Annotated in this window: 7 protein-coding genes, 1 other RNA gene and 3 pseudogenes; 3 read left to right on the forward strand and 8 right to left on the reverse strand. The window is 33.5% G+C overall.

The genetic code is table 11. From position 1 onward, the window contains the following. Together dndE and ACQKNZ_RS14210 are read left to right on the forward strand one after the other, a co-directional pair. Window positions 1-372, forward strand: a complete 372-nt coding sequence (gene dndE / locus ACQKNZ_RS14205; RefSeq protein ID WP_427660323.1) for a DNA sulfur modification protein DndE — start codon at window positions 1-3, stop codon at window positions 370-372. Between the two features lie 9 nt (window positions 373-381). After that, window positions 382-1,500, forward strand: coding sequence for a cysteine desulfurase family protein (locus tag ACQKNZ_RS14210; RefSeq protein ID WP_427660325.1), 1,119 nt, complete (start codon window positions 382-384; stop codon window positions 1,498-1,500). Between the two features lie 203 nt (window positions 1,501-1,703). Here ACQKNZ_RS14210 and ACQKNZ_RS14215 read toward each other — a convergent pair whose 3' ends face one another. Further along, entirely contained in the window at window positions 1,704-3,830 is a 2,127-nt protein-coding gene (locus ACQKNZ_RS14215; protein WP_427660327.1) for an AIPR family protein, read from the reverse strand. After that, entirely contained in the window at window positions 3,831-4,979 is a 1,149-nt protein-coding gene (locus ACQKNZ_RS14220; protein WP_427660329.1) for an FRG domain-containing protein, read from the reverse strand. 394 nt (window positions 4,980-5,373) lie between these two features. On the opposite strand from ACQKNZ_RS14220, the pseudogene ACQKNZ_RS14225 reads away from it, so the two are divergent. Next, window positions 5,374-6,010: pseudogene (locus tag ACQKNZ_RS14225) on the forward strand (ATP-binding protein); the annotation flags it as partial. 2 nt (window positions 6,011-6,012) lie between these two features. On the opposite strand, the pseudogene ACQKNZ_RS14230 reads toward ACQKNZ_RS14225, so the two are convergent. The 6 genes and pseudogenes from ACQKNZ_RS14230 to rnr all read right to left on the reverse strand — a co-directional run. Continuing rightward, window positions 6,013-6,219: pseudogene (locus tag ACQKNZ_RS14230) on the reverse strand (ATP-binding protein); the annotation flags it as partial. After that, window positions 6,216-6,482 (reverse strand): annotated as a pseudogene (locus tag ACQKNZ_RS14235) (IS21 family transposase); the annotation flags it as partial. The pseudogenes ACQKNZ_RS14235 and ACQKNZ_RS14230, both read right to left, overlap by 4 nt. Before the next feature lie 885 nt (window positions 6,483-7,367). Then, on the reverse strand, window positions 7,368-9,140 hold the full coding sequence (locus ACQKNZ_RS14240; RefSeq protein WP_427660331.1) for a diadenylate cyclase: 1,773 nt from the start codon (window positions 9,138-9,140) through the stop codon (window positions 7,368-7,370). 985 nt (window positions 9,141-10,125) lie between these two features. Continuing rightward, window positions 10,126-10,480: a transfer-messenger RNA gene (ssrA, locus tag ACQKNZ_RS14245) on the reverse strand. A 272-nt stretch (window positions 10,481-10,752) separates the two neighbouring features. Then, the gene (gene smpB / locus ACQKNZ_RS14250; protein WP_144538776.1) at window positions 10,753-11,220 is read right to left on the reverse strand and encodes an SsrA-binding protein SmpB; all 468 of its coding nucleotides are present in this window, start codon (window positions 11,218-11,220) and stop codon (window positions 10,753-10,755) included. 51 nt (window positions 11,221-11,271) lie between these two features. Further along, window positions 11,272-13,584 carry a ribonuclease R gene (gene rnr, locus ACQKNZ_RS14255; RefSeq protein WP_427660333.1) on the reverse strand — a complete coding sequence of 771 codons (2,313 nt, stop codon included), beginning with the start codon at window positions 13,582-13,584 and terminating at the stop codon, window positions 11,272-11,274. Window position 13,585 lies beyond the last annotated feature (1 nt).

Raw genomic sequence — 13,585 nt, forward strand, 5'->3', positions numbered from 1 at the left:
ATGAATTTCAGACTAAAAACTTCCTTTCAAACCGGTGAAAAGTTAGTAGCTTTACAATCAACGACAGGTTTCACTTGGAATATATTATCTAGGCTTGCAGTTTCTTTGTCTCTTCAAGATCCAACAATGCCTACACTTGTAGACGACAAAACAGGCCTTGAAATTCATAGAAATGCTATGACAGGCGAAAATGATTATATTTTTAAAGCTCTTATTAGACAGCATGCTAAACAAAATATCTCTGACGAGGAATACTTTCCCGATCTCTTTAATGCTCATTTAGAAAGAGGAATAGCACTTTTAGACAATGAATATAAGTATGCAGGTAATTATGAGAAGTTTCTTTTAAGTTTACTAACCATGGAAGTGTAGGTGTTTTATATGCTTTATTTAGACAATAGTGCCACTACAAAAATTGAAGATGAAGTATTTGAATCTATGCTACCTTTCCTAAAAGAAGAATACGGTAATCCTTCTAGCAAATATTATTCTCAAGCAACCAACTCCCATAAGGCAGTTGAAACTGCTAGAAAGAATATCGCCAACTTATTAGGGGCTTCGACTAAAGAAATTATTTTCACAAGTGGTTCTACAGAAGCCAATAACATGATCATTAAAGGGGTTTCCGATTATTACTCGAACAAAGGAAATCATATAATTACATCCGTTGCTGAGCATGCTTCCGTATTAGAAACGTGTCGTTACTTAGAATCTAGGGGTTCTGATATAAGTTATTTATCAGTTGATAAATATGGAAGAATCGATCTAGAAGAGTTAAAAAGCAGCATTAAACCTACCACCATTCTAGTTTCAATTATTTGGGGTAACAATGAAGTAGGTTCTTTAAATGATATTAAAGAAATTGCTGAACTATGTAAGTCAAAAAATGTTTTCTTTCATACTGATGCAACACAAGTAATCGGAAAAGTAGATATTAATTTAGAAGAATATCCAGGAATAAGTTTTCTATCTTGTTCAGCTCATAAATTTCATGGCCCCAAGGGGGTTGGTTCCGTTTTTATAAGAAAAGACCAATATGATATACTAACTCCGATCACTCCACTATTCCATGGAGGAGGACAAGAATCAAATATCCGGAGCGGTACATTAGCTGTCCACAATATTGTAGGAATGGGTAAAGCAGCAGATCTAGCAAAAGAAAAAATGCCTACAAATATTCTTCAACTTAAAGATATCGAGAATTATTTGGTAGAAATATTAAAAAATAAATTTAAAAATACTGTAGTATTTAACAATGATACAACAAATAAAATTCCAGGTATCATTAATGTCCAGTTCAAAGGAATTAATAATGAAGTGTTACTAAAACAATTGGCTCCCGTAATTGCTGCTTCTACAGGTTCCGCATGCAGTTCGAGTAAGCCATCACATGTTTTAGATGCAATCGGCCTTTCGCTAGAAGAAATAAGAAATACAGTTAGATTTTCATTATCCCCTAACATATCTAAAGAAGATCTAAATATTTTTAGGGAACTATAGAAAATAAAACCCCAAAGTTTAGTATTTGAAACTTTGGGGTTGCTTTTTTTTGACAAATTCTCTTGGTTTTAAGTTGAAAATTAGCACTCTGTTAAAGCGATCTAAGAGTGATGGTGATAAGAATGGAAAATGATCACCACCGATTTCCTATTAGTGAATAGAGCCTAGAGGAAACCTAGGGATTATAGCTCTTAGTTTCATATTTAATGTAACTTTTCTTCATCGTTTTTTAATAATATTTCCCGTACTTCTTCTTTAGTTTCTTTTAATAGGTCTGTTATATAATCATCTTTTTTAAAACTATTAATATGCCAAGTATCTAATTCATGAACATTTTTTTCCTCCAAAAGTGCTTTCCATTTACTTGTAAGAAATTTCATTAATTTTAGATATTTATTTTTATCAAGTACTTCGCCAACACTACTACTATTAAACTTCCAGTTTGTGAAATCCTTAGATGTGGCTTGTATCTCTTTCCCCTCTCCTAATAGAGAATATACAATAATATAGATTAAAAGATATTTACTATACGAATTGAATTTCTTTATATATTTGAAGTTATCATCATTGTCTTTATAATTTAGTTCAAAGTTAATTTGTAGGTTTCCAATTTCCTCATACAATTTCATGGAAAAATTTACAAATTTATATTTTGATAAAAATAATTCTTCATCGATAAATAAATCTCCAAATTCCTCATTCATTTCACCAAAAAAGTTTGATGATTCCATTTTTACTTCTGCGACGTTTTTAATGGGAAATAAATCTTTTTCTTGAAAATGGTCATTCTGTTGATTTAGATTCAATAAAGTTTTAATACCTACAGACATGGCTTTTCCAGGTTTTTCACGTAAAATAGCCATCATAATTCTAGGTAAGATATTTAAGGTATACCGGTTATTATTGATGGATGATGCATCGCCTCTTCTAACTACAGTGAAAGTAAAGCCCTCTAACTTATTATTATCTATTGCTGTAAACTTATTAATTTCGGATATAACTGGCAAAGTATACGCCAAATCGACAGGTCCGACTGGTTTTTGTCTGTTTAATGATACGGTAATAGCATTGATTTTTTTATCGATTTCAGTATTATTATTACTCATGTTTATTTCAACTAACTTCAACATAACATATGCCTCATCAACTGCATTAGAATATTGTTTATTATATTTTTCAAATTTCACTTTATAATCTCTTGAAATATTTGGGAAATACTTTTCTGCATACTCTTTTACAGCTTCATGAAAACTATTCTTAACAAAAAATTTAGTGGCAGAACTAATAGTTTGAGCTCCATTAATAACAGTAATCCCTACCGATTGTTCTGTTTTTCCTGAGTCTTTGATAAACAGTGTGTTATTATAATTACTTATCACAGAATTTCTAGCTACTAACATTGTTACACCATTATTTAAATACCAAAACTCTCTAGGGTTAGTACTTAATGTATCCATTATAGCGGTATCTACTCCATTTAAGTTTTCAATACCAAGTCGAATATTTTTTAAAAACAAATTTTTACCTTTTTTATTATACAACTCGACTAAATCGAATAATTTAGCAGAATACACATTACCAACCATTTCTGGATAATCAACTTTTTTTGTGCTGGTAGCAAAGGTTCTACTAATAACTGTAATTGGTTTAGTTTCCGGCTTAAAATCTAAAGTATAAAAATCGTATACAATCTCAACTCTAGAACGAGGCATTTTTTTTATATATTCTAGATTTTCCTTTTTTAATTCTTCTACTATGTTACTATTACATTCACTATCAACCCAACTAGGAAAGTTATTAACAATCTCTTTAATCTCTTTAATAATTAATGATTTAATATTTTTCAATTTCAAATTACTATCAGAGTAACTTAAAATCTCTTCAGTTAATAAAGAACTAGAAACGGATTTTGATATAATGACAATCTTAATATTACTATGTATAATTTGTTGAAAAATATCTTTAATTATTTTTGAGTTAATAACTTCACCACATGATAAAATTTTTTTTATAAACATGTTAACATTTTCTTTATATTTGCTAATTATATCTCTAATCAGCTTGTCTTTTTGGTTAAATCTTTTTAAATCTTCATTTACTTGAATAATAAATAGCAAGTCATAATACTCTTTTCCTTTTTCATCTGTGTTTGATAACTCAAACAAATCAAAGCCTAACTCGTAATTAGAAAATATTGTCCAGTCATTCCCAACTGCTTTAGCAATACTTCCTAATAAATTTTCATTAATTATTCCAGCAGTTTCATATCCTAAATCCTGAACATGATATAATATATTTTCCATTACAATATTTAAATAGTCATTTTCCATTTATAGTTCTCCTCTTATTTGTGCTAAACTACTAAAATTTATTTTTTTATCACATAAAATATAATCTATTATAGAAGATTTTTTTAATACGTAATTATCTAATTTTTCCTCAAATTTTATAAAACCTGTATTTTCTTCTTCAGTGAAACTTTGGAAATAATTTTTGGACATTGCTATGTCTAGATAATAACTTTTCAAATAACCTTCCATTTCCTTAATAAGTTCAAGAATTTCTTTATCGCATTTTACAATATCAACTAATGAAATTAGCTCCATTATATATGAATCAAACTGTTTCTTAACTCTATCAAAAATTTCTCCTAGCTCATTTTTTATATCAATTTTCTTGGATTGTGAGTATATATCTGTAGCATCTATAAAAGGCTCAACAATATTATTTGCTTCAGGATAAACATATGCATTGGAAATATTAAAAAGATAAAATAGTTCGTTTCTGATTTTTGATTTATCAGATTTCGAAATAATTAAGCTTTTAGTTAAATACTTAGGAAGTGGTCTATATTCTTTCCCGCAAAATAATATAAAACCACCTTGTTGTGCTCTGATCCTTTCATTTTTACTATAAAAATCTAACATTTTAAAGTGATTAGAAAAGATAGGATAATTATTAAACATTGAATCTGGATTCAATAGTTCTTTGTAATAAAAATCTTCTAGTTGATCTGATGAAGGAAAATACATATTTTCAACTTTTATTAGAACTACTAGCCCATCCTCATCATCATATTTATCATTTGGTTCCTTATAGAATGGGGTTACAGCAAAGTGAAGAGCAATTAAACTATTATAAGTTACATCTAGTAATCTGCTAGGAAAGCCTCCATGTTGTGCCTCAATGGCAGTTAACAAATATTCTTTTTTGTTGTCAAGACCTTCTGATCGAACTTTGTCTATTACATTTTTTTCAAAACTGGGATGGGTATATTGATATTTATTTCTAAATAAGTTTGGTAGACACCTTGTTGGATAAACTTTTGGTTCCCCCCTATAAACAACTCTTCCACCCATACCCTCACCAATTAATTCTTGAACTTTTTGTAAATAATCTGTGACTGAAGTTACTTTTATTTCTTCAATACTTTCAGAATCGCTATGAAGACTTTCTTCAATTAAACTTAAATTAACCACTTTAAACCCCCGTTTTCATGAAATATAGTTTAGTAAAAATATATGTAAAACTTTAACTATTTTAGCATACTTACTTATTTTATCATCTTTTTCACACAATTGTTGTAAACGCTATAATAAAATGGATAACTTCTGCTAAATAACATTGAACACTTTCGCTAATTCTAATAGATTTTAAGTAAACTATATATTCGTTTATTGGGGTCAGACAAATGGAAGGAAAATTAGTGCTTTGTTTAGAAATTCATCACTAGCCAAAAGAAACTTCAGTTTCTCAAATTGCAATCAGTTTAAAGTATACGAACGACAGTGAATAAAAATTTGGAGTGGAACTTTGAAGAGGTGATACAACAATTTGAAGATGGGATTTCCTAGAGGCCATTACCCAATTTAATTAAAGAAAAGAGAAGCTAAGAGTGGGGAAAGACGGTTTATATGGGCACGGTTCCCTTATTAGAAAACTTTGGTGGAATTTAGTATTGAAGCACAAAATTCTTTTAAGTGAACGTCAATTTACTCAACTACAAGAAATAAATTGGCTGGAGCAAAAGTATAATTTGATCTTATTAGGTCCTCCAGGAGTGGGGAAAACTCACTTATCCATAGGCTTAGGTATCGAGGCGATTAACAAAGGTTATCTATTTAATTTGTGACAATGGGAGAATTAATTCAATTACTGAAAACGGAGGAATTTACGCATAAATCACAGGTACAGATGAAACGATTAAGAGCTTCTGATTTAATAATTATTGATGATTTGATGTATATGGCGAGAGATCAACATGAGGCCAATCCGTTCTTCCAAATGATCAATCATCTTTATGAAGAAAATTCAATTATCTTAATTTTTAATAAGACTCCTGATCAATGGGGAGAATTAATGGTAGATGAAGGAATTACTACGGCAGTTCTAGATAGTACACATGAATGGTGACAGTTATCGAATGAAAAACCGACAGAATTTGTTTTATGAAAAATTATATAAATGTCAACTAATCTATGTACAAAACCGCTCACTTAATGGTGTATAAAATTACTCACCTTCTGGAGCTAGGTGGTTCTTCAAACGATAGGAATTGCCAACGATTGTGACAACCGTTGCGTGATGTAAAATACGGTCTAAAATCGCATTTGCTAACTTAGGCTCTTGGAACACATCACCCCATGATTTAAAATTAACGTTTGTTGTAAAAATGGTACTGCGTTTTTCATAGCGCATATCAATCAGCTGGAAGAATAATAAAACACCTGCTTTGAATCCTCCGATAATAGGGCAGCTATTACCTCATAATAATCATCTAATATAGATACCTTTTCTTTTGTCTCCTTCGGTGTAAATCCATTTAAATATTTATCAACGGTACGTCGATCGACACCCAGCCCTCGTGCTAACTGGATCTTGTTAATTTTCATTTTTAAACTCTCCATTAACTGTTTGAATTTTGGTAAGTCTGCAAGACTGTTAATCTCAAAATTCGTTTGAACATCTAGCGTTATGTACACACCAATCACCTCAAGATTAGTATGCAAGAAAACGGGTCAAAAGTGTACATCTTTAAGTGAGTGCTTTTGTACATGAACATCTTAGCATTTGTAATAGTCACTTATATATTTATGAAGTTCTTTAATATCTCGAAAATAATGAGATTCCAAATGTTTTAAAACCTAATTATCATAAAGCCCGTTTTAATAAAGAAGAATCATATGAGAAAATTATAAAGAACTTAGATGAGAATAATGATTTTATTAAATTTAGTGTTTTTATTAAGCCTCAAATCAAAAGAGCTGTATAATTATATAAAGAATTTTTGGATGAAGGATCTAGAAATTAATAAAACGACTAAAGTAATCAATCAATATAAACTGAGCTGTATAACACATTGGTTAACAATCTTATACACCTCCTTTTTAAATTATTTGCTTAAATACTGATAAATAAATATTAAATGCTAAAAGGGGAGTTCCATTGGAGAAGTCCTTACCCGTTCGTTGCAATGCACCTGGAAAAATGATTTATTACTTATCACTAGACTTGGGACTGTTCCTCCAACTCCATTACAGAGGTTTCACAGGTCGTACCCCTGTCCTCATAAGGACAAATGTATTTCGCAAAATCGCTTATAGCAACCGTTTCAGGTGACAGTCAAAGATTTAACTCCCTTAATTTCCAAATACTTACAACACAACTAAATATTCTAAACGTTCGGTGCTTCCTTTGAGCCTGTGAACTGGATACATGTTATTCAACAATCTGGCCCTCGAATGAAAATAAGCGCGTATCCTTATTCAAGGATAGCGCCAAATTATTAAAAGATAAATAATGCATATACATATAAATTTTGATTACACATTATCGAAACATATCTCTATATTAAGTAATATTAATTCTTACTCTACTTTCTCTATTAATTTTTTAAAATCAAAATCGTCAGGGTTATTATTATATAGGTCTTCAACAAACTCTTTATACTCTTCCACTCGGCCTAATCTTTTAAGTATTCTTGCTTTTATAAGCATAAAACTTTTTATATTCTTTAATTCTATAGCCTTATTTATATATTCTAAAGCTTCTTTATATTCTTCCAAAAGTTCCTTATTTATAGATAAATAAGCATAGGTATAGTAATGATCAGGGACTGTATTTAAATTTTCCTTTAACAATTCAATACTTTCCTTATACTCTTTTAATTGTAAATGTGCTATTGCATGTAAAATGTTAAAATCAAAAATCCCCGTAACATCTTCTTTATTTTTATTAATCTCATCAATAACTTGTCTATATTTTTCATCGTGATATTTTCCCCATAAACTATCTAGTAAATGTTTGTATTTCTCATCTTCTTTAACAACTATATCAATATATCCATCTTCTGAAACCACAATTATTAACGTATTATTTTTAATTTCTGTTCGTGAGTTATTATATTTTATAGCCGAATTGTATCTCGATCCCCTAGAACTATCTCCTAGTTCATTTGCCAGACCATCAAGAATTACCCCAATCCCATGAACATCTCCATCCGAATCTAAATAGATAGCACCATCTATACTTGAAATTTGATTAAGAATTATATTTCTCTTGCTTTCCTCCATATCAATCAAATTAATTTTTTTTATTTTTATTGCTTGTTGAAAATTGCAAAGTCTATCTGTCTCTTCTTCCGCTAAATCCTTTGTCCCTACAACTAACATTGTACCGTGTTTTTGATAAGATGCTATTTGGACAATATTTATTAGTACATCGATATTAGTATCAGGGATATCAGAAAAAATTCGATTTAGAAAGTATCTTATTTTGCCTTTTGGAAACTCTCTATCGCTCAACATTATCGCATTATCTCTAATTTTATAAATCAAACTTTCTCTATAACTCCAATTGACAATTTCTTTTTCTTCCGTGAAGGAAATATTTTTTTTCTTTATAAATGATACTTCTTTAACGTCATAGTCTAACTTACTATTGAAATGTATAAAAATTATTTTATCTTGTAATTTATATTTAAATGCTTCACCATAATCTTTAAAATATCCTAAACCGTAAATACCTTCTTTATCTCCCACCGCAAAAATTACATCACTACACATTTCCATTACTTTTCTAATTTTTTTGATTTCTTGATAAGGTATCAGCTCTTTAAAATCTATAACTAAATTGATATGTTCGCTAATATTTTGATTACTGATTAATAACAATTTAGCTTCTAATGAACCTCCTTCATATTGGCTATTAGAAATAGAATCCAAATGAGAAATGATCCCTTCATCATTAATTTTTTCTGAGTGAGATTCATCAATTCGGTTATCAATAAGTTCAAGTAAAAAATCATTAGCCCATTCCACTATTTTAGTCATTCCTAATCTAAAACTAGTAGAATTTTTATCCTGATATAAATCCCATAATTTATTTACGAAGAAATAAATAATTGAAAACTCCTTGCTTATTTTTGAATCTGTATTATCTACTAAATCTTTAATTTTAATTGAATATCTTTTATCATCATATACTTTTATAAACTTAATATCATCGATTATTGATTTTTCCTTTGGTACAGATTCATCTATTTCTAATATTTTTACTTCAGTATTTTTATTTATCAGCTTAAAAAAAATGTCAAACCTACCTTCTAGTTCTTTTAACTGTTCAGTTGTATAACCACTCATTCACCTTATTCTCCTCTACATCATCTTTAAAGAAAACTCTACTCCATATTAATTATAGTATTTTTGATTTTTACCATTATCTTCTTTATATTATATTAGCTCTTTAACTCAAAGACTCCTTCGCAATCATTATAACTATATTAACATAAATATCCATTATAAATTCATCTTCTATTAGGATTCTTCACGTTACTTTAAGCACTTTTATTTCGCAATCTCTTCTAAATATTATAAGGTCAGCCAGAGAAATTTAATTGACTATTTTTTATATGGTTTTATCAGTAGCCAGGGTATAACATGCCTGCCCGTGCGGCTTGATTCCGTCAACTAAACCGCTCAGTTCACCTCTACTAAAAAAACCTCCTAATCCAAATTGGAATCAGAAGGGTTATAATCAAGTTCGTATGTAGTAGCAAAAATAAGGATATTAGTTTAAATTTGATGCTAGTATGGATTTATGGATAAAAGTTAGTTAATTCTCTATCCCATAAAATAGAGAGGACGTGTCCGAAATGAAAAAAAAACGTTATAAACAAGAGTTTAAACAAAAATGGTATATCTGGATTGATATATACTAAATCATATAGAACAGAATATTTGTGTAATTGTTTGGAGATAGCATTATTGGATGATTTACTATTATTGATTTGGAAATCCATTTTGTGTAATGAAAATGTTGTTATTTTCGATGCTGTAATATTCTCGTATTAAATTATTTTGATGGATCAGGGTTAACAAATTTGCAAGTTCTTCATTAATAGGCAATCTTAGAAATTTTGTGATTCTTGATAATTACACCATCTAAATTTAGGTACAGAGAATACTCCTCTTTTTCTTGCCATAAAAAAACCTCCTAATCATTATGATTAGAAGATTGATTTCCTCGGGATAAAAGTAGGGGAAACTTATAAAAAAAGTTCTTATCCCGTCCAATATCCCTTGTGTTTTTAAACCGTTGATACGACTGAATTTATCAGTTATTTAAATATGGAGACGGCGGGATTTGAACCCGCGTCCAGAAACTCTAACACTTAAGCTTCTACGCGTGTATCTTACCTATTTGAAGTTTCGCGTAGCATTATGCCGATAAGCGGGCGTCCTGTACGCTAACTTGGAAATCTCTTGCTGACAGCTCAAGTGGCACTGCCAACCGTATCCCACTAAGAGTGAGCTCTACCTAGCCACATGGGCGATGGATAGATAAAGCAGATCCGAGCTTACGCTGCGAATGCTAAGTTGTTGTTTGTTTTGCCTGTTATTATAAGGTCCGTTTTTACAGAGCCGAGCCTCTGACGCGCAACTCAAGCTTAGACTATCCCTGTCGAATCCATAACGTCCCCGTTTATGGAATAATGTAAGCTTTTCAGACTGTTGACAAACGCTTTCATTCTTCGTTGCTTGCACTTCGTTGTCAGCTCATGAACCTAAGTTCAATTCACTTCCGCCTTGTGCTTCGCGCCTTGACTGACAAGCGTTTTCAAGTCAGTCTGAAGGTGCCACTTAGATAAAAGGTATGCATCTCAGTAAGAAGTTACAGTTATAACTATACATCAAATTAGGTCAAAATTCAAGTGATACATACTTCCACTATCAGGGAACTAGGAAGCTGCTATTATCGTTGGGCATCCTTGAATGCTCGCTCGATGTCGCGTTTTGCTTCTTTTTTCTTTAGTGTGTCGCGCTTGTCGTAATCCTTTTTCCCTTTACCGATGCCGATTAGGACCTTTGCGTAGCCGTTCTTTAAGTACATTTTGAGCGGTACGATTGTATAGCCCTCACGCTTTGTTTCTCCAATTAGTGAACTGATTTGCTTCTTGTGTAGCAATAACTTGCGAGAACGCAGCGGATCGTGGTTGAAGCGGTTACCCTGCTCGTATGGACTGATGTGCATATTGGAGATCCATGCCTCGTTGTTGCGAATACGCACGAATGCATCCTTTAGCTGTACCTTTCCGTTACGAATGGATTTGATTTCGGTCCCTTGTAGGACGATACCTGCCTCGATTGTTTCCTCGATAAAATAGTCATGATTGGCCTTCTTGTTTTGTGCTAGTGGCTTGTCGTCATGCTTTTTTGCCATTCTATTCACCCCTGTCTAAAGCTAGGTGGAGCGACCTAGGCCGCTCCCTCTTTATTTTTTCTTTGGTCGTTTGCGTTTTTGGGATTTCTTCGCAACGGACTCATAGAATTTCTTTTTCTGATTCGTTCCTTTTTTCGGGCCTGGCTGTGATTTGTCTTTTCTATCCTTGGCAGTGCCTTTTTTAGATGCATGGATGACCTTTGGACTTTCCTTACGTGTGCTGCGGCCAAAGGATTTCTTCATGCCAACAACCTCGAAGTCTACAGCGGCTTCCTCTGGTTTTACGGCTGAAACGCGAACCGTTACCTCGTCCCCGATACGGAACTGCTTGCCAGATCGCTCACCGATCATCATCATTTGACGGTCGTCAAAGCGATAGTAGTCGTCTGTCATGTTCGTCACATGGACAAGACCCTCAATTGTGTTTGGCAGCTCAATGAACATACCGAAGTTCGTAACCGAGCTAACGATACCTTCGAATTCCTCACCGATTTTATCTGCCATGTATTGCGCTTTTTTCAGTGCATCCGTGTCACGCTCTGCATCTACTGCACGACGCTCGCGTTTCGATGTATGCTCTGCGATGTCGTCGATGATTGCACCCCAATGGTTGATAGTTGCGGATGATACATCCCCATTCACTAAATACGTACGGATTAGACGATGTACGATTAAGTCAGGGTAACGACGGATCGGAGATGTGAAATGCGTATAGAACTCGGTCGATAAACCAAAGTGTCCTAGGCATTCTCCATAATATTTTGCCTGCTGTAGGGAGCGAAGAAGCATTGTTGAGATAACTGGCTCCTCAGGCATTCCCTCGATGCTTTCAATGATTTCTTGAAGTGCTTTCGGGTGAATGTCATTGCCCGTACCTTTTACTACTAAACCGAAGTTCGTTAGGAAGCCGAAGAAGCGCTGAAGCTTTTCTGGTTTAGGATCCTCATGGATACGGTAAATGAACGGCACATCCATCCATTTAAAGTGCTCTGCAACGGTTTCATTGGCAGCTAGCATGAATTCCTCGATCAGCTTCTCTGCCACCGTACGCTCGCGGATAGCAACGTCTGTTGGCCAGCCGTCCTCATCTACTAGAATTTTAGCTTCCGGGAAATCGAAGTCGATTGCACCGCGTTCCTCACGTTTCTTTCTAAGCACTGCTGCAAGCTCAGCCATGTTCTCGAACATCGGCACTAGGTCTTTATAGCGCTCGATTAATGTTTCATCTTTTTCTTCTAGAATTTTATACACATCCGAGTAAGTCATTCGCTCTGTTGTGCGAATCACACTTTGGAAAATCTCATGGGAAGTCACCATACCAGAGCCGTTGATGATCATTTCACAGGAAAGCGTTAAACGATCCACCTGTGGGTTAAGTGAACAAATACCATTTGATAGACGATGTGGAATCATTGGAATAACACGGTCGGTTAAGTACACGCTTGTTCCACGGTCATATGCCTCGCGGTCAAGAGCTGATCCTTCTGTTACATAGTGGCTTACGTCTGCAATATGTACGCCAAGCTTATATGTACCGTCAGGCAATTTTGTTACTGTTACTGCATCATCCAGGTCCTTCGCGTCTGCTCCGTCAATTGTGACGATAACCTCATCACGAAGATCTCTGCGTCCTTCTAGTTCACCTTCTGCGATTTGATCTGGAACAGCCTCTGCTTGGTCGATTACCTCTTTCGGGAAGTCAATCGTAATTCCATGCTTGTAGATGATTGATAGAATATCAACACCTGGATCATTTTTATGTCCAAGGATTTTCGTGACAATCCCAGTTGCAGACTTTCTTTCATTCGGCCAATCAGTAATCTCGACAACTACCTTATGACCATCTACTGCTCCTAGCGTGTCGCCTTTAGCGACAAATACGTCCATCGGTACTTTTTTGTCATCTGGTATAACGAATCCAAAGCCTTTATTATCCTGGAACGTACCAACAACCTGAGAGATCCCGCGCTGAGTGATTTTAATAATCGTACCTTCTCTACGGTCTCCTGATGATTCCTTCGATACGCGAACAAGCACCTTGTCACCGTTTACTGCCCCGTTAATTTCCGTTGGGGGAATAAAGATATCATCCATTCCAGCCTCTTCGGGTGTAACAAATCCAAAGCCCTTTGCATGACCGATGAAGCTCCCGACGATTAAATTCATGCGAGATGGGACACCATAACGATTAGATCTTGAGCGTACAACCGCTCCGCTGTCCTCCATGGAAACTAGTGTTTTTACTAGCTCCTTGAAGTCGTCAGCCTCGGTTAGTCCGAAATGGTCCTCTAATTCCTTGGTGGTCATCGGTTTATATTCTTCTGAGTTCATTAACTCCAGTAATTGTTCTTTCATATTCTCCATC

Source organism: Psychrobacillus sp. NPDC093200 (assembly GCF_050280345.1).
Lineage (GTDB): Bacteria > Bacillota > Bacilli > Bacillales_A > Planococcaceae > Psychrobacillus > Psychrobacillus faecigallinarum.